The 23,335-nt window shown below is 36.5% G+C and carries 23 protein-coding genes and 2 tRNA genes; 3 read left to right on the top strand and 22 right to left on the bottom strand.

Annotated features, from left to right (window positions below; translation table 11 throughout):
- Nucleotides 1-145: 145 nt before the first annotated feature.
- From argS to HF964_RS07455, 3 genes are all read right to left on the bottom strand, one after another.
- A complete protein-coding gene (argS, locus tag HF964_RS07465) occupies nt 146-1,837 on the bottom strand; it encodes an arginine--tRNA ligase (RefSeq protein ID WP_168722422.1) in 1,692 nt (563 codons plus the stop codon).
- A gap of 259 nt (nt 1,838-2,096) precedes the next feature.
- A tRNA-Gly gene (locus HF964_RS07460) sits at nt 2,097-2,167 on the bottom strand.
- Between the two features lie 63 nt (nt 2,168-2,230).
- Nucleotides 2,231-2,518 (bottom strand): hypothetical protein, encoded by a 288-nt coding sequence (locus HF964_RS07455; protein ID WP_168722421.1) that lies wholly within the window; start codon nt 2,516-2,518, stop codon nt 2,231-2,233.
- A 131-nt stretch (nt 2,519-2,649) separates the two neighbouring features.
- Between HF964_RS07455 and HF964_RS07450 the strand changes: the two genes are divergently transcribed.
- Nucleotides 2,650-2,985 carry a DUF1516 family protein gene (locus HF964_RS07450; protein WP_168722420.1) on the top strand — a complete coding sequence of 112 codons (336 nt, stop codon included), beginning with the start codon at nt 2,650-2,652 and terminating at the stop codon, nt 2,983-2,985.
- A 167-nt stretch (nt 2,986-3,152) separates the two neighbouring features.
- Here HF964_RS07450 and obgE read toward each other — a convergent pair whose 3' ends face one another.
- The 5 genes from obgE to HF964_RS07425 all read right to left on the bottom strand — a co-directional run bounded on the left by obgE (nt 3,153) and on the right by HF964_RS07425 (nt 8,159).
- Nucleotides 3,153-4,466 carry a GTPase ObgE gene (gene obgE, locus HF964_RS07445; protein WP_168722419.1) on the bottom strand — a complete coding sequence of 438 codons (1,314 nt, stop codon included), beginning with the start codon at nt 4,464-4,466 and terminating at the stop codon, nt 3,153-3,155.
- Nucleotides 4,467-4,694: 228 nt separating this feature from the next.
- Entirely contained in the window at nt 4,695-6,041 is a 1,347-nt protein-coding gene (gene glnA / locus HF964_RS07440; RefSeq protein WP_168722418.1) for a type I glutamate--ammonia ligase, read from the bottom strand.
- Between the two features lie 2 nt (nt 6,042-6,043).
- A complete protein-coding gene (locus HF964_RS07435) occupies nt 6,044-6,397 on the bottom strand; it encodes a MerR family transcriptional regulator (RefSeq protein ID WP_168722417.1) in 354 nt (117 codons plus the stop codon).
- An 89-nt stretch (nt 6,398-6,486) separates the two neighbouring features.
- The gene (gene miaA / locus HF964_RS07430; protein ID WP_168722416.1) at nt 6,487-7,428 is read right to left on the bottom strand and encodes a tRNA (adenosine(37)-N6)-dimethylallyltransferase MiaA; all 942 of its coding nucleotides are present in this window, start codon (nt 7,426-7,428) and stop codon (nt 6,487-6,489) included.
- Nucleotides 7,425-8,159 (bottom strand): glycerophosphodiester phosphodiesterase family protein, encoded by a 735-nt coding sequence (locus HF964_RS07425; protein WP_168722415.1) that lies wholly within the window; start codon nt 8,157-8,159, stop codon nt 7,425-7,427. The genes miaA and HF964_RS07425 overlap by 4 nt, the downstream gene beginning before the upstream one ends.
- Nucleotides 8,160-8,270: 111 nt before the next feature.
- Between HF964_RS07425 and HF964_RS07420 the strand changes: the two genes are divergently transcribed.
- The gene (locus tag HF964_RS07420; RefSeq protein ID WP_168722414.1) at nt 8,271-8,453 is read left to right on the top strand and encodes a DUF3042 family protein; all 183 of its coding nucleotides are present in this window, start codon (nt 8,271-8,273) and stop codon (nt 8,451-8,453) included.
- Nucleotides 8,454-8,680: 227 nt separating this feature from the next.
- Here the strand turns inward: HF964_RS07420 and HF964_RS07415 are convergent, their stop codons facing one another.
- Nucleotides 8,681-9,193 carry an LptM family lipoprotein gene (locus HF964_RS07415; protein ID WP_168722413.1) on the bottom strand — a complete coding sequence of 171 codons (513 nt, stop codon included), beginning with the start codon at nt 9,191-9,193 and terminating at the stop codon, nt 8,681-8,683.
- Between the two features lie 149 nt (nt 9,194-9,342).
- Here HF964_RS07415 and HF964_RS07410 point away from each other — a divergent pair.
- Nucleotides 9,343-9,416: transfer RNA gene (locus HF964_RS07410), tRNA-Arg, on the top strand.
- A 208-nt stretch (nt 9,417-9,624) separates the two neighbouring features.
- On the opposite strand, the gene ileS is transcribed toward HF964_RS07410, so the two are convergent.
- The 13 genes from ileS to uvrC form a co-directional block, all read right to left on the bottom strand.
- Nucleotides 9,625-12,423 (bottom strand): isoleucine--tRNA ligase, encoded by a 2,799-nt coding sequence (ileS, locus tag HF964_RS07405; protein ID WP_168722412.1) that lies wholly within the window; start codon nt 12,421-12,423, stop codon nt 9,625-9,627.
- 235 nt (nt 12,424-12,658) lie between these two features.
- Entirely contained in the window at nt 12,659-13,375 is a 717-nt protein-coding gene (locus tag HF964_RS07400) for a DivIVA domain-containing protein (RefSeq protein ID WP_168722411.1), read from the bottom strand.
- 10 nt (nt 13,376-13,385) lie between these two features.
- The gene (locus tag HF964_RS07395) at nt 13,386-14,183 is read right to left on the bottom strand and encodes a YlmH family RNA-binding protein (protein ID WP_168722410.1); all 798 of its coding nucleotides are present in this window, start codon (nt 14,181-14,183) and stop codon (nt 13,386-13,388) included.
- A 24-nt stretch (nt 14,184-14,207) separates the two neighbouring features.
- Nucleotides 14,208-14,477 carry a YggT family protein gene (locus HF964_RS07390; RefSeq protein ID WP_168722409.1) on the bottom strand — a complete coding sequence of 90 codons (270 nt, stop codon included), beginning with the start codon at nt 14,475-14,477 and terminating at the stop codon, nt 14,208-14,210.
- 17 nt (nt 14,478-14,494) lie between these two features.
- Nucleotides 14,495-14,935: a cell division protein SepF gene (locus HF964_RS07385; RefSeq protein WP_168722408.1), complete on the bottom strand. Its 441-nt coding sequence runs from the start codon at nt 14,933-14,935 to the stop codon at nt 14,495-14,497.
- A gap of 23 nt (nt 14,936-14,958) precedes the next feature.
- Complete coding sequence (ftsZ, locus tag HF964_RS07380; protein WP_168722407.1) at nt 14,959-16,230, bottom strand: cell division protein FtsZ; 1,272 nt, start codon at nt 16,228-16,230, stop codon at nt 14,959-14,961.
- A gap of 17 nt (nt 16,231-16,247) precedes the next feature.
- Nucleotides 16,248-17,621 (bottom strand): cell division protein FtsA, encoded by a 1,374-nt coding sequence (ftsA, locus tag HF964_RS07375; RefSeq protein ID WP_168722406.1) that lies wholly within the window; start codon nt 17,619-17,621, stop codon nt 16,248-16,250.
- Between the two features lie 257 nt (nt 17,622-17,878).
- Complete coding sequence (locus HF964_RS07370) at nt 17,879-18,916, bottom strand: SepM family pheromone-processing serine protease (RefSeq protein WP_168722405.1); 1,038 nt, start codon at nt 18,914-18,916, stop codon at nt 17,879-17,881.
- A 16-nt stretch (nt 18,917-18,932) separates the two neighbouring features.
- On the bottom strand, nt 18,933-19,415 hold the full coding sequence (coaD, locus tag HF964_RS07365; RefSeq protein ID WP_168722404.1) for a pantetheine-phosphate adenylyltransferase: 483 nt from the start codon (nt 19,413-19,415) through the stop codon (nt 18,933-18,935).
- A 5-nt stretch (nt 19,416-19,420) separates the two neighbouring features.
- Entirely contained in the window at nt 19,421-19,978 is a 558-nt protein-coding gene (rsmD, locus tag HF964_RS07360) for a 16S rRNA (guanine(966)-N(2))-methyltransferase RsmD (protein WP_168722403.1), read from the bottom strand.
- The gene (locus tag HF964_RS07355; protein ID WP_168722402.1) at nt 19,978-20,295 is read right to left on the bottom strand and encodes a YlbG family protein; all 318 of its coding nucleotides are present in this window, start codon (nt 20,293-20,295) and stop codon (nt 19,978-19,980) included. The genes rsmD and HF964_RS07355 overlap by 1 nt, the downstream gene beginning before the upstream one ends.
- 15 nt (nt 20,296-20,310) lie before the next feature.
- Nucleotides 20,311-21,474 (bottom strand): FtsW/RodA/SpoVE family cell cycle protein, encoded by a 1,164-nt coding sequence (locus tag HF964_RS07350; protein ID WP_168722401.1) that lies wholly within the window; start codon nt 21,472-21,474, stop codon nt 20,311-20,313.
- 57 nt (nt 21,475-21,531) lie between these two features.
- On the bottom strand, nt 21,532-23,334 hold the full coding sequence (gene uvrC, locus HF964_RS07345) for an excinuclease ABC subunit UvrC (RefSeq protein ID WP_168722400.1): 1,803 nt from the start codon (nt 23,332-23,334) through the stop codon (nt 21,532-21,534).
- Nucleotide 23,335: the final 1 nt, after the last annotated feature.

Raw genomic sequence — 23,335 nt, 5'->3', positions numbered from 1 at the left:
AGTTAAAGTCAAACAAAGCAAATTATACATTGTTAGAAACTATTTTAGCAAAAAAAGCTGTAAATAAATAATTATTTTAAATAAGTTTGTAATTACTAAGTTACTGCAAACAAAAAAATCGATCAAATTAGATCGATTTTTTATACTACATTTCTTTTGGTGCATGTACTCCAAGTAGTCGTAAACTTTCTGTTAAAACAATTGAGACGGCTTGCACTAATGCCAAACGAGCATCTTTTTCGTTATCTTCAACCAAAATTTTAGAGTTTGCATAGTACTTGTTGTACGCCCGTGATAAGTGTAAGGCATACTTAGCGATTACTGATGGTTCACGATCGTTCAATGCCCGGCGAACAGTTGCTGGGAATTCTCCCAATAACTTCAAGGTATCCCAAGCAGCCGCATCAGTTAAGCTTAATTCGGCATTCACAAGTTCTGGGTTACCAGCCTTACGTAAAATTGAGTTAGCCCGTGCATTTGAATATTGTACATATGGACCAGTATCACCTTCAAAACGAACAACTTCAGCTAAATTAAAGTCAAAGCTATTCATTCGTTCATTTTGTAAATCGTGGAAAATCACGGCTCCGACTCCAACTTCTTTAGCAACTTGTTCTTTGTTAGCTAAATCAGGATTTTTGTCATTGATTTGTTCATTAGCAAGCTTAACAGCATCATCTAAAACGTCTTGTAATAAGATAATCCGGCCAGAACGCGTTGATAATTTCTTACCATCAACGGTAATCAAGCCAAACGGAATATGTTCAATATCATCTGACCATGCAAAACCAGCTTCTTTAAGCACGGCCTTTAATTGTTGGAAGTGTTCACGTTGTTCACCACCAACGACATAAAAACTCTTATCAAAGTCGTATTCACGTTTCCGGTACATGGCAGCTGCTAAATCACGCGTCATGTAAAGGGTTGCCCCATCAGTCCGTTTAATCATCGCCACCGGTAAGTTGTATTTTTCAAGATCAACGATTTGGGCCCCTTGTGATTCAACGAGAAGACCTTTGTCTTCAAGTAAATTAACAATTTCATCCATTTTATCGTTGTAGAAAGCCTCACCATTAAATGAATCAAACGTAATTTCAAGTTGGTCGTAAATATTTAAGAATTCTTGTAATGATTCATCACGGAACCATTTCCAAAGTTGTTGTGCTTCTTCATCACCATCTTCAAGCTTTTTAAACCATGCCCGACCTTGGTCATCAAGCTCAGGGTTAGCTTTGGCTTCTTCGTGGAAACGAACATAATATGCAACTAGTGTATTAATAGGATCAGCCTTAACTTCGGCTTCTGAACCCCACATTTTGTAAGCCACCATCAATTTACCAAATTGAGTTCCCCAGTCGCCTAAGTGGTTAATTTTAACTGGATTGTAACCATTCTTAACAAGAATATTGGCCAAAGCATTTCCGATAACTGTTGAACGTAAGTGCCCCATTGACATTGGTTTAGCAATGTTAGGTGATGACATATCAATTGGTACATTGCGCATTTCACCATCGGTATTATTACCATAAGCGGCACCATCCGTTAAAATTTCGTGTAAGATATTGGCACCAACTAACTGCTTATCAAGGAAAAAGTTAACATATGGTCCAGTAGCCACAACTTTTTCAAAGCCTGTTTGATCAATTTCAGCAACGATATCTGCGGCAATTTGTTGTGGAGCCTTCCGCAAAGCTTTAGCCAACATAAATGTTGGAAAAGCCAAATCTCCCAAGTCTGAAGTTTTAGGCATTTCAATTTTATTTTGTATTTCTACCACACTAAGTTGATCTTTTAAAACAGCAGCCAATGCATTAGCAACTTGTAATTTGTTATCCATGTTGTATCCCCTTTTTATCCTGATTATAATGAAAATTGAGTCAGATTCCTACAAAAAAGCTCGTCCCCTACATTGCTGTAAGAGACGAGCTTTCACCCGTGGTACCACTCTAATTGAATTAAAAATTCCACTTAACTTATGTAATTTTAAAAATCAGTTAACGCGACCAATAGTTATTCTGGCTTGGCTTACATCGTCCCAAACTTGCTAAACAAAATATGTACTATCTTCCTTTAACTAACAAAGATTAATCTGACTAAGCGAAGTACGGGAATCGGACCCGCGACCACAGCTTGGGAAGCTGTTGTTTTACCACTAAACTAACTTCGCAACACAAGATTAATTATAGCTTATTAGCTAAAATATGCAATAACTAATCCGATATTTTGATTATTAAGCTTCAGTATCATTTGCCTCAGCGTCATCTTTTGGTTCTACTTCAGGAACCTCCGCTGCAATTAAGACTTTAGTTTCACTCATACGTACGACTGCACGGTGATTATATTCATTAACTGTTGCTTGATCTTCAGGATCATTTTCAGTTACGAGTACAAGCAATGAGTGCTCATAGATTTTTTCTACCACACCTTTAAAATCATGTTCAAAGTTAGCGAATTTCTTAGCTGCAACAAAGTCACCAATGTTAAAACCTGAATCATTAATAATTTCTTCTACTGCCATTTCACGCCTCCAGTCATATAACTATCCGATATATACTATCAAACTCACTATAAAATAGCAACAATTTTTAACCATTAATTTAAATGTAATATGCTATAATCAAGCTAGACAATTCTGAAAGGTGGTATTTCATGTTCGTATTAATTCACTTAATTTCTGCATTTATTTTACTTATATTGGCGATTGGTATTATTCTTTCACAAACAAATAAGCAACTAGGTGCTATGATGGTCATAAGTCGGCTATTGTATATCATTTTATTAGTTACTGGTATTTATCTTGCAATGTATACGTTTGGCTACCATCCATTCTTGACTATTGCTAAATTCATTTGTGCACTTGGCTTAATTGGAACTATCGAAGTTCTTGGTGCACATAAGGGACAATCAACAGTTGGAATACGCCAAGTTTTACCAGTTGGGGCTCTTTTTATTGTTGTTATTATTTTAGGATTTACGCTACATTAAAAAATAAAAGCACCATAACCATGGTCGAGCGATATTAAAAAACACAACAAAATGCCTCCCTGAAGATTTTTTCTTCAGGGAGGCATTGTCGTATTTGAATATATCAAATTTTTGGAATGCATTTTAATAGCAAGATTACCGCTATAAGGTTTAGCGTAATCTTTTTGTTAATCACTAAACTCAAAACGGAAGTTCAAAATTGCAACTTCATCCCCGTTTTCAGCACCAGCTTCACGTAAGGCATCATCAACACCCATTGAACGTAATTGGCGAGCAAAACGCAAGACACTTTCATCATGAGCTGTATTAGTCATGCGGAAGAGTTTTTCAATCTTCTCACCACTCAAGACCCATTCACCGTATTCACCAGTTGAAATTGTAAAGGCTGGTTCATCATCTTCTTCAAATTCGTAGTGGGCAATCGTTGGATCATCTTCAATCATCATATCCTTCATTGGGAATTCAGGTGTGACATCAAGGAGATCTGCAGTACGGTTAAGCAATGGTTCTAAACCAGTCCGTGTAATGGCTGAAATTGGCATAATTTCAGGTTTATTTTCAAGGTAATTATCAGCTGCCAATTCCTCTTTAAACTTCGCCAAATTTTCTTCTGAATCAGGCATATCCATTTTAGATGGCACAATAATTTGTGGTCGATCCAATAAGGCTGGATCATATTGTTTTAATTCTTCATTAATCTTGACGAAACTTTCGTAAGGATCAGTTTCATTCATACCACTCATATCAATAAGGTGCAAAATTACACGTGTCCGTTCAACGTGACGCAAGAATTGAATTCCTAGACCGACCCCTTGTGAGGCCCCTTCAATCAATCCTGGTAAGTCAGCCATAACAAAGTCACGACCATCATCCAAACGAACCATTCCTAAGTTTGGCACCAATGTCGTAAAGTGGTATTCCGCAATCTTAGGCTTAGCAGACGTTACAATTGAAAGTAATGTTGATTTACCAACAGATGGCAAACCAACCAAACCAACATCAGCCAACACTTTTAATTCGAGTTTGATAGTGCGCACTTGACCCGGTTCACCATTTTCAGCAATTTCCGGTGCGGGATTATTAGGGGTCGCAAAGCGCATGTTACCGCGGCCACCACGACCACCTTTAACAACCACAAATTCTTCACCGTTAGTTGTTAAATCGGCTAAAATTTCACCAGTTTCAACATCGGTAACAGTTGTTCCTTGTGGGATTTTAACATATAGGTTGTCAGATGAACGACCTGTCATCCCCTTAGTACCACCCTTAGCTCCATTTTCAGCTTTAAAGTGGCGTTTGTAACGGAAATCCATCAAAGTCCGCAAACCTTCATCAACTTTAAGAATGATTGAACCACCACGGCCACCATCCCCTCCGAAAGGACCACCCATATCAACAAATTTTTCACGACGGAATGAGACAATCCCATCTCCACCACTTCCGGCTTTAACTTCTATCTTAACTTGATCGACAAATGCCATTTATTTCCTCCACCAATCTATTTTTGATTGTTATCTTTTAATATTTCCACAGCTATATCGCGCAAAATTCCACTATTTAGTATACTAGTTAAATGTCAATGGGTAAAGTAGTCAAATCAATAGTTCCGGAATATCTCACGCTTTCCTACCCTTATTATCTTATTTTGACCGTTAAATACCAAAAAATCAGCCCAACAATATCGCTTGGGCTGATTTTCATTATATATATTAGTAGATATCGAGGTAGTTATCGATTTCCCATGTTGAAACTTCCTGACGGTAAGCTCGGTATTCAATCTTCTTAGCATCAACAAATTGTTGTGCTAAATCTTTACCAATCGCATCTTTAACCGTTTCGTCACCTTCAAGGTTAGCAACCGCTGCAAGGAGGGTATCTGGTAAATCAAAGATACCAGCCTTTTGACGTTCTGCTTCGTCCATCAAGTAGATGTTACGATCAACAGAAGCCATTGGTTCGATGTGGTTAACGATTCCATCAAGTCCTGAAGCTAAAATAGCTGACAAGGCAAGGTATGGGTTAGCTGTTGGATCAACGGCCCGTAATTCAAGACGCGTTGATTGGCCGCGCGCAGCTGGGACCCGAACCATTGGTGAACGGTTTGAACCTGACCAAGCAACGTATACTGGTGCTTCGTATCCAGGTACTAAACGCTTGTATGAGTTAACGGTTGGGTTAGTAAAGGCCGCAAAATTAATCGCGTGCTTCAACACACCACCTAAGAAGTTGTACGCAATTGGTGATAATTGCATATCGTCAGTTTCATTAAAGAATTGGTTTTTACCATCGGCAAACAATGACATGTTGATGTGCATTCCACTACCGTTAATCCCTGAAACTGGTTTTGGTAAGAAAGTGGCGTACAAGTTGTTCTTACGTGCAATTGTCTTAACAATTAATTTAAATGTTTGAATGTTATCAGCGGCTTCAAGGGCATCAGCATACTTGAAGTCAACTTCGTGTTGACCAGGGGCAACTTCATGGTGGGCGGCCTCTACTTCAAATCCCATTTGTTCTAACGTCAAGACGATTTCACGACGCACGTTTTCACCTAAATCAAGCGGTGCCAAGTCAAAGTATGAACCAGTGTCATTTAATTGCGTTGTTGGCTTGCCATCAGCATCAAGTTTAAACAAGAAAAATTCTGGCTCCGGCCCAATATTAAAAGCATCAAATCCTTGGGCTTTCATATTCTCAATGTTCTTAATCAAAACATTTCGTGGGTCACCCATAAAAGGCTTACGATCAGCAGTGTAAACACTGGCGATAATCCGTGCAACTTTACCACCGTGCGAATCAGTTGCCCATGGAAAAATCATAAATGTTGATAGATCAGGATATAAGTACATATCAGATTCTTCAATACGAACAAAACCATCAATTGATGAACCATCAAACATCATGTTATTATCTAAAACTTTTTCAAGTTGTGATACTGGTACTTCAACGTTTTTGATCATTCCAAACATATCAGTAAATGTTAAACGTAAAAACTCAACATTTTCTGACTTAATTAAGTTACGGATATCATCTTTAGTGTAGTCGTGCTTTGGCATTATTAGAGGCCCTTCCTATTCTGATTAACTTTAAAACCAACTAAATTCAAAAATTCTGATTGTAACGCTTGTCGTGCCTGATGGGCACTTATACTTTCACTTTCACGTTGGGCTTGCTTTGCATATATTTTTTTAATATTTGCAATTGAATCACCAACTGACAAGTAATCTTTTATCTCAAGTAAACGATCAATATCGTTTAACGAATACATACGTTGATTGCTAGCTGTCCGTTCCGGTATTATCAATCCTTGAGCTTCATAGTAACGAATTTGACGATCAGTTAAATCTGTCAGTTTTCGAACCGTCCCAATTGGTAATACGGCCATATTGCGTCGCAACTCTTTTTCAGCCATTCGCTATATCTCCGTTTATTAAGATAATTTCATTTTAGCAGACAATGCTATGAGTACAATCTTTAATGTTAGCTTTCCTGACATAAGAATTAATTTTTACTTTCATACTGTAAAAATAATTCAGATCTATTAAGAATAACCGTGATTTCATCTCGATTAGCAACCAGATCAAACCATTGGATACCTTCAATTTGGTGTCGAAACCAAGTTAATTGCCGCTTAGCAAAACGCCGAGAATTACGTTTAATCAATTCAATTGTACTCGTTAAATCACTTTTGTGCTCAAAATATGGATACCATTCCTTATAACCGATACCAGTCCCACTTTGCAAATTTTGACCTCCTTGTTCAAACAATTGGTATGCTTCTTTTTCTAAGCCCACTGATATCATTTCGTCAACACGTTGGTTTATTCGTTGATATAAAATATCTCTTTGTGTAGTTAAACCAATTATATAAGCATCATATTCTCGTTTGCCAAGTGTTCGTGGTTGTTTTGAAAATGGTATCCCGGTTAATTCAAATACTTCTAAAGCTCGAATAATCCGCCGAGTATTATTAGGTGAAATTTTTTCTGCCGCCTTAGAATCTACCTTATTTAGTTCTTGCCATAAGGCTTCTGAGCCATACTGTTTACTGAACGCTTCCCATTTTGTACGAATAGTTTCATCTGCCCCTGCCTCATTTCCACCAAGTGGCATATCGCCTAAGAGAGCTGCAATATAAAATCCAGTACCACCTACGATAATTGGCACCTTGCCATGACTATAAATTTCGTCAATAGCTTTACGTGCTTCATCAACCCATTCAGCAACTGTAAATGTTTCATCAACACGCTTAGTATCTAAGAGGTAGTGCTTTATACCAGCTTGTTCAGTGCAAGTTGCTTTAGCGGTTCCAATGTCTAATGTTTGATAAACTTGCATTGAATCACCTGAAATTATTTCTCCATTTAATGTTTGGGCCATCTGAATTGAAAGGGCTGTTTTACCTACTGCTGTTGGACCTACAATTACAATTATTTTTTTCAATCTTGAATTTCCTTTCTTAATTTAGCTGCTAATGCAATATCATCAGTAATAATACGGTTAAGTTGTGCTTTAAATACTGCACGCATGGCCATTTCAGTATTAACTGTCCAAGGTGCTACATTTGATTTTTTTAACCAAAACAAGCGATTAACAAACCATCGGTTATCAGGATTAATTGCCGTAATAACACCACTTCGATACATTTTTAAGACTTTAAAAGTTGGATAAAATACCAATGCATTCAACGTTAAAGTAGGTTCTAATCGGTGTAATTTCAATAGCGTATTTAGATTAAAACTCTGATAGATTACTTGATAACGGGGCTTCTCTTCTTGCATCCGCTTTAATAAATATTCCTCTATCTTAGGATATTCGATATGATCAGTTTTAACCTCAATTAGCAATGTTTTATCAAAGTTTCTTTTGCGCAATAGTGTTAATACTTCTTCTAAACTTGGAATCCTTTGATCTGCATATTGAGGACTAAACCAACTACCTGCATCAATTGTTTGTAATTGGGCCAAAGTATACTCATAAACATATCCATGCTTATTAGTTGTTCGATCGATTTTTTCATCATGGATAACAACTAATTGATTATCCTTGGTTAAATGAACATCAATCTCTAAAACGTCTAGTTCTTCAAAATCAAGGGCTTGATTATATGCAATCAATGTATTTTCTGGTGCGTTCTTTCGATCACCACGATGAGCAACTATTTGCGTTCGCATAAATTCTCCTTCAAAAAATCAGCTTGATACCAACAATTTATTATAATTTCATATATAATTTATGGTAGTACCACTATTATATTTAATTATAAACTAAGGAGGCTATATAGTATGAAAAAATTTGGTATTGGGGTTATTATTGGGGTTGTTGCAACAGTTGCAACTGGAGTTGGGGCCTTTTTAGGTTTCAAACAAAAAATTGTCAAACCAATTGCAGATGAAGAAGCCAAATTTGATTCAACACGCATTCAATCTGCTCGTAAAGCACATCAAGCACATAATCCACGTTACTAAACAAATACTCCTACGAGCATTGTAAGAGCACCGTCAATAATAGTAAATGTCTGTTGCCTAATCATTCCATCGCAACAATCGATATTAAAACGTGTTCAAGAAGTTCAATATATTCAAAATACGATAAATGCCTCCCTAAAGAAAAATCTTAGGAAGGCATTTTAGTGTATTTATCAATATCAGTTAGCTTATATCACAACCCTCTGGTGTCTTTAAAAGTGCTTCATTTACTTTTGGTGTTGTGCACCAATGCTATATAGCCGTTTTTCAATATTTAAGTTTTTAGACAATTGTGTGCTAACTTTTTGTGCTTGAACATCTGAATTTGTCACCGCTTTAGCGGTCAAATTAGTAATTACTGTAAAATTATCATGAAATTGTGATGCTACGCTAGGATCGATTGCATATTTATTTTTGCTAGCAGCTTGAATAATTCCTTTAATGCCATGTGTGGCATTATCAAGCTGAACATCTAATTTTTCTTTATCCGCTGTAGATAATCCCTTTGAATTGTCATTCATGACGGCATCAACTGCCTCGTAAACTTTTTCAGCAGAACTAGCTTTCTTATAATTAAAAGCATGAAGCCTTTTTAATAACCTATCAATATTGTTTCGACCTGTCATTAATTGCTCATATTTATTACTATCTAATTGAACACCCGCATAATTTTTTTGCCCACAAGCTGCCAATGTTACGCCAAGTAATATCACACACCCTAATAACCATAATTTCTTCATACAATATCTCCTATACTATTAAATAACAACTCTTATATAAGCATACAAAACAAACATGTGTCATTCAAATTTATTTATGTAAATACCTTGTATCATTTTACACACATATTGACTAATCTGTTTTGAACATTTATACTTTTAAGTATTGTGTCGGGCTAGCTCAGCTGGATAGAGCAACAGTCTTCTAAACTGTAGGTCATGGGTTCGAATCCCATGCTCGACATCATATCAACCGGGCTAAAAACCACAGTGCACTGTTATAATGCTACTGTGGTTTTTATTGTACACATATTATTTTATTTAATTTTTAAAGGCCTGTTATTTAATCATGCAAAAAAGGTAGTGCGAAGAACATACTTCACGCTACCTTTTTTATACTATCGAATTATTTATACTATGGCACTATCCTTACATACTAAGTATATAAATAATTATTCTTCAAATCCTTCAGCAACAACTTCTGGATAGTATTGACGCACAATATCAGCTTCATGTTTACTCAACATTGGGAAGGCTGCATCGGCACCTAAATCAGTGTGGTACAAGCGGTCACGGGCACTAACTTCCCCTTCAGCATGGGCCACAACTAACTTAAGACCTTCAATGTCTTTGGCATCGGCTGGCGCATCAACGCTCGCTGCTAAGTGTAATTGTGATACTAATAACATCACGCGAACATCAACGGCTAAGCTATCAATCAAAGCCTTTTGATCGTCATTCAAGTAAAGGGTTACCGCTGCTTCAGCTGGCTTACCAATTAACTTTTCATCACGGGCTTCTTCAAGGGCTTTATTAACGTTATCACGTAAATCACGGAAAGCGGCCCAACGGTTAATTAATTCAGTCGTATCACCTAAATCTTCAACAACTGGCATTTCTGACAAGTAACCAAACTCTTCAGTTTCCGCTGGCAAGTATTCCCAGATTTCTTCACTTGTGTGTGGCAAGATTGGCAAGAGTAACTTAGTTAAGTTTACCAAAGTCTTGTAGATAACTGTTTGCATTGAACGACGTTGTAAGCCATCTGGTGCTTCAACGTAGACAACATCTTTAGCGTAATCTAAGTAGTAAGCTGATAAATCAACGTTAATAAAGTTAACCAAACGTTTGAAGAGACTTACAAAGTTGTAAGTTTCGTAGTCGTTTAATAATTCCGCTGTCAAATCATTAACCAAAGCGTAGAAGTATTGGTCTGATTGTGGCATATCAGCAAAGGCAATCGCATCCTTAGTGGCATCAAAATCATCCGTGTTAGCTAACAAGAAACGCATGGTGTTACGAATCTTACGGTATGTTTCTGAAGATTGCTTCAAGATTTCCATTGATACGCGCACATCACTGTCAGTATCAACTGAAGCTACCCAAAGACGGATAATTTCCGCCCCCATTTGCTTGATAACATCGTTTGGAGAAATAATGTTACCAAGTGATTTTGACATCTTCAACCCCTTACCATCAAGCACAAATCCTTGTGATAATAATGACTTGTATGGGGCCTTACCCGTCACAGCAACTGAAGTGATTAATGAAGAGTTAAACCAACCACGGTATTGGTCAGAACCTTCAAGGTACAGGTCAGCTTGATCTGGTAAGTAATCACGCGCAGCCATAACAGCTTGGTGTGATGAACCAGAATCAAACCACACGTCCATGATATCTTCTTCTTTAGTAAAGATACCATTTGGTGAATGTTCAGAAGTGAAGCCTTCAGGAAGTAAGTCCTTGGCTTCACGTTCAAACCAAACATTTGAACCAAATTCAGCAAATAAATCAGCTACGTGGTTAACTGTTTCTTCAGTAAGAATGGCTTCACCATCTTCAGCATAGAAGATTGGCAATGGCACACCCCAAACCCGTTGACGTGAAATTACCCAGTCACCGCGGTCACGAATCATGTTGTAAAGACGAGTTTTACCCCATTTTTGTACAAACTCAACATCATCAAGTGAATCCAGAATCTGTTGACGGAAAGCTTCAACCGAAGCAAACCATTGTGGTACAGCTCGGAAAATAACTGGCTTTTTAGTCCGCCAGTCAAATGGATAGCTGTGGGTAATGTCTTCTTGTTTTAAAAGTAGGTTTAAATCAGCCAGCTTTTGCAATAAAATCGCATTTGCTTTTTCATAGAAGACCCCTTCAAAATCAGCCCCAGCTTCTGCCGTCATCTTACCTTGATCATCAACTGGTACCGCAACTTCAAGACCATATTTTTGACCAACCCAGAAGTCATCTTCCCCAAAACCAGGTGCCGTGTGAACTAAACCAGTTCCGGCGTCAAGCGTTACGAAGTCACCAAGCATAGTAACAAGTTTAATGTCTTCATAGAATGGGTGTTGTGCGATTACATTTTCAAGCTCGGCCCCTTTGACCGTCTTTTCAAGACTATATTCAGCCCAACCAAAGTTTTCAGCCGCCTTTGCAACTAAGTCAGTGGCAATCACAAATTTACGATTATCATTAGCAGGCTTAACAACTGAATATTCATACTTAGCACCAATGGTTATCCCACGTGAACCAGGAATTGTCCAAGGCGTGGTTGTCCAAACAACCATGTATGTGTCAGTATCAAGTACTCCTTGACCATCAACAACTTGTTCCGCATAAAAAGCAGTTGGTGATGTTACATCATGGTATTCGATTTCAGCTTCGGCTAAAGCTGATTCAGATGACCATGACCAGTAAACAGGTTTTTTACCCTTGTAAATGTAACCTTTTTTCGCCATTTCACCGAATGTGCGAATTTGGGCGGCTTCAAATTCAGGGTTAAGGGTCAAGTATGGGTTATCCCATTCGGCACTAACTCCCAAACGCTTGAAATCAGCTTTTTGTGTTTCAACTTGTTCGCGTGCATATTGTTCGGCAAGTTTACGCCATTCAACTTTACTAAGTTCCTTACGGTTGTGACCAGCTTTCGTCAATTGTTGTTCAATTGGTAAACCGTGTGTATCCCAGCCTGGAACATATGGTGAATAAAATCCGCTCATTGACTTATAACGAACAATAAAATCCTTCGTAATTTTGTTTAAAGCGTGACCCATGTGGATGTTACCATTCGCGTATGGAGGACCATCATGCAACGCAAAACTTGGTTTGCCCTCATTTAATGCTTGTCGCTTTTCATAGACTTTGTTTTCAAACCAGACGTTTTCACGTTCAAGTTCTTTAGTTGGTAAACTACCGCGCATTGGGAATTTAGTTTTACCAAGATTTAAAGTATCTTTAACTTTCATCTACATTTCTCCTTATTTTTTATTAAATAAAAACGCCCCTGCGTTCAAATTGAACACAGGGACGACTTTTTTAATCGTGGTACCACCCTAATTTGGCTAAAAAGCCCTCATTAAAGTATGCAATTGTTAAAATACGAATCGATAATCACTATTAACAGGGCCTACTAAGTTTTCACTTATTCTTAGCTCACTAAAGGTTATTAATAACAATTTGCAGTAGTCTGCTTCGTATTGGTTAAAATTTTTCGCCAGGTACAACTTCTGGCATAACAATATATGTCTGTGAATCTTGATCATCTTCAGCAGTAGTTGTATCTTCTACCACGTTTGAGTTTACGCTATCTTCAGCAGGAATGTCAATAACCTCAGCTTGATTTTCTTCAAGATATTCTTGCGTTGCTGGTGAATTAGTTAAACCAACTTCAGTTGTAAGACCAGACCAATCTTGACTCTTAATTAAATCCATTTGAGCTTGTAAAAGTGCTAATGACTTATCCTTGAATTCAAAAGTATCACGCTTAATTGCATCAGTTTCACGTAGCATTTTTTCGTTTTCATGTGCAGCCTTAGATAGCATCTCATTAGATTTGCTTTCTGCATCAGCAAGCATTTCATTAGATTTAGTTAAAGCTTCATTTACTAAACGATGTGCTTCTTCTTGCGCTTTAGCTAACGTTTTCTTGGCTGATTCATCAGCAGTCCGCTTTAAACGATCTGCAGCTTCTTGAGCAACTAAAATTGATTGGGTAACTGATTGTTTCATTTCCTCAATTTGTGTATCATTTGCTTCATAATCAGCAACACGTGTCTTCAATTGTTGATTTTCTTCAATGACGGCGGCAAAATCAGTAATGATCTGATCTAAGTAATTATTAACTTCAGTTGCTTCATAACCTTTACGACCGCTTTTAGTGAATTCTTTATTTTGAATATCAATTGGTGTTAATGCCATTAATTTTTCCTCACTTTTTTTTATTTTTTATCATTACAACGGTTATTTTAATTTTCTCTTTTTTAGTTAACCCATTTACTTCTGTCACTTGTAAACGGCCAAATCGGCGAACTGAAACAATATCATTAATTGCTAACTCATAGTCCGGTTTGTCCATCTCCCGCCAATTAACACGCACATTTCCAGTTTCAATATGTGCTTTAATTCGGCTCCGTGAAAAGTTAAAACAAGTTGATATTACAGTATCAAGCCGTAATGATGCAACTGTTGTTGTCATGCTTTCCCAATCATCATCTGGTCGAATCATATCTTGTAATTTAATTGGTATTAAATGTACTTTGACTTTACCGATATGATCAATTTGTAAATTAAAGAAATCAACCATTTTCTGTTCAACTACAAATTGCCAAATATCACCATTACCAACAATATCGCCAAAAATATTTCGTTCAATTCCTTGATTGGCAAGGGTACCTAAAATTTGATGATGTTTAATTTCAGCAAATTTAACTGGATAAACAATTTGAAGGACTTGTAGTTCAAAATCAGCTTGAACTACTTCATGATACGCCGGATAAATTAACATTCTTTGCATTTCAGCATCTGGGTAGCCACCGTTACTTGCATGCTTAAGATCATCCTCACTATTGACTAAGCTCTCAGCAATTAAGCGCTCACGAGGATTCAAAAAGTGAGTCAAAATCGGCCGATACTCATCATTTGCCTGGCGAATCCATCCTTGAACTTGCTCAATAAAGCCGATTTCATCGGAACGAAAATGCTGCGTAATTCTTGTATCGTCAACCATTTGACTCACCTTCCAAAATAGATATTAATTAATTAATAAGCGAAAAACAGCAAGCAAACCTTGTTGTGCCATTTCTAATACGATAATTGCGATTAGCGGAGAAAAATCAATGCCACCAAGCGTTGGTATAAATCGGAAAATATCTAAAAATGGCTGTACTAATCGAGTTATTATTCGGCCAAGTTTAGACTGATATGCTCCAGGTAACCAGCTCATTAACGCATTTGCAATAATTAACCAAGTGTATATTTGGATGGCTATATTGATAAAATTTAATATTGTGTACAAAGTCATCCTTATTCTCCCTATGACTAATCGTTCAAGTGACTAGTCGATGAAATCTCGCCACTAATAACATAATTTGGCGGTGTTACTAAAAATATTGCATCATCAACACGTTGAATTTCACCATTAATTGCAAAAACAGCCCCAGTTAAAAAGTCAACAATTCTTTTTGCTTGTGCATCATCAATTGTTGAAAAATTAACAATTACAGCTTGATTTGCTAATAAATTATCAGTGATTTCTTTTACATCTGAATATGTTTTAGGTGCAAAAAGTACTATTTTACGATTTTCATCATTAGCCAAACTTCGCTTTTGATCCATCGAAACTACATTTTGTCGACGAACACGAGGGGCCTCATGCTTTTGTGCATTGACTGGCTCAGGTCCTGTTTCAAAATTTTCCCGAACGGGTTCATCATCGAATTCATCACCTAAATTAAAAAAGCTTCGTAAATTAATTGCCATTACCACTCCTGTCCGTTTCTAAATTACTTGCGACGTTTAAAAAATACTGGTGTACTCAAATCACCTTCATCATTATCATCAGATTGCGACGCTGTGTCATTAGTATTAAATACTTTGAACTCTGGTTTTTCAATTCCTGAGAATTGATTATTCGCTTCTGGGTCATCCAATACTGGACGTGATTGTAAATCATTCCAACCTTCAAAACGATCTTGATTAATTGGTGTAGATTGTACTGGCTGTGTTGGTTCATTAATTTGTACACTATCATTTGGTTTGGCTTCTGATTGCGTTGGCCGCTCGAAAACTGAAACTGGTTTTTGTGGTGCAGTTTGCTTGCCGTTTTCAATTCCAGTTGCGATTACAGTAACCCGTACTTCTTCATTCATTTCCATGTCAATTGAAGTACCAAAAATAATATTAACTTCAGTTCCAGCTGCTTGTGCTACAACATCTGAGGCAGATTGTGCTTCATAAAGTGACATATCAGGGCCACCAGTAATATTAAGCAATACTTGTTCTGCTCCAGCAATCTCTGCTTCAAGTAATGGTGATGAAATTGCCTTCTTAGTTGCCTCTGAAGCACGATTTTCACCATTTGAAGCCCCAATACCCATTAAAGCTGTTCCTTGATTTGACATCACTGTTTTAACATCCGCAAAATCAAGATTAATGAATCCAGGGTTCATGATCAAATCAGAAATACCTTGAACACCTTGGCGAAGAACGTTATCAGCTTCTTTAAATGCTTCCATCATTGGAGCTTTTTTATCAACAATTTCTAACAAACGATTGTTAGCAATGACGATTAAAGTATCTACATTTTCCTTTAATTTTGATAAACCTTCAGCCGCATATCGTCCACGACGAGGGCCTTCAAAAGTAAATGGTCGTGTTACAACCCCAACAGTTAAGGCACCTTGCTCTTTAGCAATACGAGCAACAACTGGAGCAGCCCCATTACCGGTACCACCACCCATTCCGGCAGTAACAAAGACCATATCCGCACCGGCAAGTGCTTCTGCAATATCTTGTTCTGACTCTTGTGCTGCCTTTGTACCAACTTCAGGATTTGAACCAGCACCTAACCCTTTAGTGAGTTTAGGTCCTAATTGAATTTTTGTTTCTGCACGTGATGCTTCAAGTGCTTGAACATCAGTATTAGCAACAACGAATTCAACTCCAGAAACCCCTTCTTCAATCATTCGGTTAACGGCGTTTGATCCACCACCACCCACACCGATTACTTTGATTTTTGCACCGAATTGCTCGGTTTCATCTACCATGAATTCCATGTTTTTTCCTCCAATTTTTAGTCAAAGAAATTCGCAATGAAGTTTTTGACTTTATCTTTCACGTTTTTTTGCGGTTCATGTTGAAAATCATCTTCTTCCATGGCATTTTCATCATTTCCATTTGCAATCATTTGATGTTTCTCTTCATTCTCATTGTTTAATGAGAAGAAGCCATGTTTTCTCTCTTTTTCTAGTACAGGTTGGTCTTGCTGTGCGGTTGTTAATTGATTTCCAAAAATTACTTCTTTAACTACTCGCTCTGTCTGTGATTGTGCCGCAGCATACCGTGCAATTGCAAAACCTGCCATATAACTTGGATGGCGAATCCCAATTTGACTTGGAATTTCAATACGGACATTCATCCCAAACATTTGTTGTAATAGCTCTTGTACACCACCTAAAAGTGATGAACCACCTGTTAAGACAATGCCACCTGGCATTTCAAGTGCGCCCGTAGGTTGTAGTTGTTTAAATAGTTTTGAAAAAATTTGATCTACACGAGCTTCAATAATTTCTGATAAATATTTTTCAGAAACACGCATTGGCTCACGTTGCCCAACACTTTCAATTAAAAATTCATTTTGTTCAGACGTTAACGTTGAATCAGCACAACCATAATCGCGTTTAGCTTTATCTGCGTATTCGTATGAGGTGTTCAAAACTGTTGAAATATCACGTGTGATATATTCACCACCTTCTTGATCAACCGTAATGAATTTAAGTTGGTGATCATGAATGACGGCTGCAGTTGTTTGACCAGCACCCATATCAATTAAAATTGTCCCAAAGTCTTGTTCACCATTATTTAGTGCCGTGCGTCCGACTGCTAAGGGGGTTACCACAAATTCACGTAATTTAAGACCCGCCCGTTCAACAGCCATCCGGACGTTATGAGTAATTGTTTTAGGACCAGTAAATGCAATTCCTCGCATTTCTAAGCGCACGCCAACCATATCATATGGATCACTAATACCATCAAAACCATCAACGATAAACTCTGATGGTAAAACATCAATAATTTCACGTTCTGGTGGTAAATTACTAATCAAGGCTTGCCGTGCTACTTCACGGACATCATCATATGAAATTCGTTTTGTTTCATTAACAATTGCTGTCATTCCTTGGATTTGTTCAATTTTTAATTGGTTAGCTGGGATTCCTGCCACAACCTCGTCAATTTGGATATTTGCTTTTGTTGCTGCTTGTGCAACAGCTGCTTTAATTGCTGCTGCAGTTTCATTGATATCAATAATCACTCCGCGTTTAACACCTTGTGATGGTACGTTACCAACGCCGATAACGTTCACCTGACTTGATTGTGTTTCAACAACAATTACCTTTATCATTGCTGTTCCAATATCTAGGCCAACATAAATTTCATTGTTATGCATCTGAGGTAATCCCCCCTAAGTTCTAACACTTTTAAGTTAAGTTTGTAATATTATATACTGTATAATTTTAGCATAGATTTGTGTTTAAATGGACAAAAATTTGTGATATACAGATATATTTATTGACATTTTTCAAATTAGGTAATACTAGTAATTTTTAAATAAAAAAAGCGTATAGCTAATGTTGACTATACGCTTTTTTTATTTAAATTTCATCTAATAGCATCGCGTGCTTATAAATTTTGTAATTAACCTTTTTATTTTGTTTCTTCAAGATATTTTACAGCATCTTTAAAAGTGGCTACAGGAACAACTTTTAAGTTAGGTGCATACTTTTTAGCAGTCGCAACTGCTACTTGATAATTTGTTGCTCCACCGTCAATTAATTTATTAATCTTTGTTGGTGCAATATATGGTGCAAAGAAAATTGTTGCACCGGCATTTTTAGCTGCAATAATTTTCTTATCAATACCACCTATTTCACCAACTGAACCATCTAAAGCAATCGTACCGGTACCAGCAATATTGCGCCCTGCTCGTATATTTTTACCGGTTAATTGATCATAAATTTGTAAACTAAACATTAGACCACCAGAAGGACCACCAATTGATCCAGGATCAACTTTTACAGTAGGTGTTGTACTTACCTTAACGTTATCAGCTAAAATAATTCCTAAACCTGCTCGACCACCAATATCCATCAATTTTTGGGTTACTGTCTTGGTTACCTTATTACGGATATAAGTAACCGTCACTGTATCATTTGGTTTTTTAGTAGCTAAGTATGCTTGATACCCTTTAGCATTGTCAAAATGATAGCCATCAATTTTAGTTACGGTATCTCCAACTTTTAATGCTTTTGAAAAATGGGATTTGGGATTAATATCTGTAATAAAAATACCAATGTATTTTGAAGTTACTGGCTTATCAGCAGCTCTAAACGCAACTGCAACTGCCTCACTAATTGCATTTTGCATATAAAATCTTTGCACTTGATTGTATGTCTCACTGCTAACACCACCTGTAACATCTTGTGCCTTATCAATTGAGGCATGAGGATCAAAATGAGATGCTAGTAATTTAAACGGTGTTGCTTGGGCTAATTGAACATATGTAATCATATACTTTCCTTTAGCCTTATCTGGATGATTTGCGATACTAACAAATGGCTTTAAATCACTAGCTCCACCGGGTGTTTCAATATATGAGTTAACTGGCCAAAAAAAGCCAATTAGTAAAATTACTACCACTATGAATGGTAGCCCCCATTTAATAATTTTTTGCTTGTTTTTCATTTGTAATCCTCATTACTTACTTTTGCGTATGTTTAAGTTCTAATGCATCATTAATTGCTTTTGGAACTAATTTCGAAACATCCCCACCGAAATGAGCAATTTCTTTAATCATACTTGAAGCAATGTTTTGATTTTCATGATGTGCCATTAAAATTACTGTTTCGATATCTGATCTCAAACTACGATTCATTTCTGCAATATCACGTTCATACAAATAATCATTTTCATTACGTAAGCCACGTACTAAATAATCAGCATCCAAAGAATCCATAACATCAACTGTTAAGCCACTAATCTCAATGACATCGACATTTTCAAATTCAGCAGTTACTTCCCGAATTAAAATTATTTTTTCAGATGTTGAAAATAACGGTGCTTTACTAGTATTTGTTCCTACTCCTATAACTAAGCGATCAAATAATTTACTTGCTCGCTGAATGATATCTAAATGACCATTAGTTAATGGGTCAAAACTTCCCGGATACAATGCAATTTTCATATAACCTAAATCCCTTCAAATTGATATACCGTCACCTCAGTAATGCCATACTTCTTCTGATGTGTAATTGAAAAGTGTGTAATAGAATCATCTAACCCAACTGTTTGATCAGTTTCTGCAACAATAACTGCTTCATCAGCTAATAAATTAAGTTGCACCATCAAATTGATATCTTGCAAAATTTGTTGTTTTGCATATGGCGGGTCTAAAAAAATTAAATTAAATTTGATTCCTTGAGCACTAAATTCTTGTAATGCTAGTCGTGCATCGCGTTTAGTTACCGTAAATCGTTTTGCTTGTTTAGTAACAGCTATATTTTCATTAATTGTCTTTATTGCTGCAAATTGTTTATCAACTAAGTATGCATGCTCAATTCCACGAGAAACCGCCTCAATAGATAAACCACCTGATCCAGCAAATAGATCCAGACTATTGCCGCCATCAAAATATGGGCCAATCATACTAAACATTGCTTCTTTCACCTTATCAGTTGTTGGCCGTGTTGCCATACCAGGGACTGCCTTTAATGGTCGGCCCCCAAATTCTCCTGCAATAATTCGCATTAAATCTCTACTCCTTCATTTGGTACTTCTAGTGTCTCGGTATCTTCTAAAGAAAATCCCCGATCCTCAGTATCTGCCTGTAAATTGACATTTAAATCTGGTCTTACTGATATTTGAGTTTTTAAAACAAATCCTAATTGCTCAATTTTATCTTTATTTGTCAGTATCTTATCGTCATTCATGTATAAAACAACATAACGCATTCGTCGTGATACATATTCCACATTGCCATAGCGTCGTAAATTGCGAACCTGTCGTAAATTGCGCATATAGACGATTAAACTTCGCCGTGTTATTGCCTCAAATGTCTGCTCCATTTCAATCTCCTATATTCAAACTGCCTTTAAGTTAATACTATTTCCCTGCCGACTAATTGTAGCACTAGCATTTAATGCTAAACCAATCATTGTACCAATAACTAATGATGACGAACCACCATATGACATAAATGGAAAGGTAACCCCAGTAATAGGTAGTAAACCAGATACCGCACCTAAATTAAATAATACTTGAATCGTAAGATATGCACTAACTCCCATCAAAACGGTTCTAATAAAAATATTATCAGTTTGCGTTGATAACTGAATCATCCGCCCAATAATCCAGGCTAACATCATTAAAATTAATACTACAACCAAGGCACCCCATTCTTCTGTAATTACGGCCATAATAAAATCAGTATTTGGTTCTGGAAGATAACCCGTTTTTTGGATTGAATTACCTAAACCTACGCCAAATAATCCGCCATTACTAATAGCATAATACGAGTTAATAAGTTGGGAACCTGAAGTTTGAATATACTCCCAAGGATTAACAAAGGCGACAAGTCGCGCTAAAGTATAGTGTGTTGGATCGATATTTAATGATTTAAGAAGAATCGGTAATAATACCCAACCAAATATTCCGGCAGAGAAAAATCCTAAGGCCCATAAAAAATTAAAACCAACCGATATCAACATCACAAACACAATAAAGCTACAAATAGCTGCATTACCATTATCTGGCATCAGGAAAATAATAGCGATTATTAACCCTGGCCATACCCATTTCTGCCAATCAAATGTTGTACCTTTTAAATTATTAGGATTATATGGCTTCCGTTCAAAGAAATTGGCAAAATATAAAATTAAAATCACCTTTGCAAATTCAGCTGGTTGCAAACCAAAACCTGCAATCATTATCCAACCATGTGCCCCATTAATTTCTGGAGCTATCAAACGTGCAAAAAGTAGTAAAAAAATTAGTACTCCAATTGACCATGTACGAATTTTAACATTCCTTAGATGGTTTAAATTGATTCTAAACATAAAAGCCGCACTAACGATACCTACACATACGAAAAATATTTGCTTAAGCAAATAACTTATTGCCGAGCCAGATGCCATGTTCGAACTTGCTGAATAGACATTTACTATTCCAAATAAAGCTAGTAAAAGACTCGGAATAGCAATATACCAATCCAAAAAATTCAATTTTTTTGATTTATTTTCTGTCATTTTTAATTCCTAATTATACTGATTTTTTTAACTATCTACCGTTTACTATAATACCACTTACTTTTTCAATTCATTAGCCCGTAATGCTGCTGCTATCGAAACCTTAACCAAATTAGCAGTTTTATTTGAAATTCCTAAAGCTTCAATTTCTTCAATAGTAGCTTGATTGATTTTTTTTAATGATCCAAATTGCCGCAATAACTTTTGGCGTGTTTTTGGGCCGACTCCTTGAATACTATCTAATCGTGAAGCAAGTGTATTTTTCCCGTGAAGTTGTCGATGAAAAGTAATTGCAAATCTATGCACTTCATCTTGTATCCGCTGTAATAACATAAAACTTTGTGATTTTGGATTAAGATTTAAATGTTCATCCCCAGTTGCCTTTATTAAATCGGCTGTTTTGTGGTGTTCGTTTTTAACCATTGCTGCAACTGGAATATTTAATCTAAGTTCATTTTCAAGAACGTCTTTAGCAGCATCTAATTGAATTTCACCACCATCAACTAAGATTAAATCCGGTAATTGTGCTTTTTCTTTCAACAATCTTGTATATCGACGACGAATTACTTCACGTGTTGCTGCAGCTTCATCAGCATGATTGATAGTTTTTAATTTGTACTTACGGTATAACTTTTTTTCTGGTAATCCATCATCAAAAACAACCATCGCTGATACGATGTCTACTCCTTGAGTATGTGAGTGATCAAACGCTTCAATTCGATGTCCTAAAGGGATATCAAGAGCTTTTGATAACTCCTGCATTGCCCCAGTTGTCTTTTGATCACTTAAAAGCATTAAACGCAGTTTTTCATCTAAAGCAATTTGGGCATTCTTTTCTGCTAAATCTAGCAGTTCGCGTTTAGCTCCACGTTGTGGTGTCTTCACATGAACTTGTAAAATTTGTTCTAATAAATTATGATCAATAGTTGCTGGAACTAAAATTTCATTTGGCAATTTAGTATTTTTACGATTATAAAATTGCAAGATAAAACTAACCAGTTCTTCAGTTGGGTCATCAACTAATGTAAAAAAACGTTTCTCACGTTTCATTAAGCGTGCTTGCCGAATAAAAAATATTTGGATAGACAGCCAGCCATCTTTAACATAATAATTAAAAATGTCACGTGGAGTTGCATCTTGTGAAATAATTTTTTGTTTTTCCACAGTAGCATCAATAAATTGAATTTGATCACGAATATCAGCAGCTTGTTCAAATGCTAAATTAGCAGCGGCTGTTTCCATTTTAGCCGTTAACTTTTGCTTAATAGCACTGGTATTACCATTCAAGAATGATTTAATTTTTTTTATCTCAGCTTCATACTCACTTTGCGGAACTTCTCGAAAACAAGCCCCCAAGCATTGACCCATATGATAATAAAGACATGGCCGTCCTTGATAACCATTACAACGTCTTAACGGATAAACTTTTTGCAAAAAATGTAACGTCTCTTGAGCAGCATACACATTAGGATATGGCCCAAAATAAAAGGCATCATCTTTTTTTACTTCACTAACTAAGATAAGTTGTGGATTCTGCTCATTAGATATTTTTATATATGGATATCCAGTACCACGTTTTAAGCGAATGTTATAATAAGGCTGCCATTTTTGAATCAAAGTTATTTCTAATAAGAATGCTTCTTTATCAGAATTAGTTACAATAAAATCAAAATCAGCTATATTTTTAACTAACTCAGCAGTTTTCCCAGTGTGCTCGAGTTTAAAATATGAGCGTACCCGATTACGTAAATTTTTGGCCTTACCTACGTAAATAATCTTGCCATTCTTATCTTTCATTTGATAGGAACCAGGTTCGTTAGGTAATAGTGCGAGTTTATTTTCAATATGTTCTGATGCCACT

The organism is Periweissella fabalis, assembly GCF_012396505.1.
Classification (GTDB): domain Bacteria; phylum Bacillota; class Bacilli; order Lactobacillales; family Lactobacillaceae; genus Periweissella; species Periweissella fabalis.
Note: the sequence above shows the minus strand (reverse complement) of the source record. Positions and strands in the feature narration are given on the sequence as shown.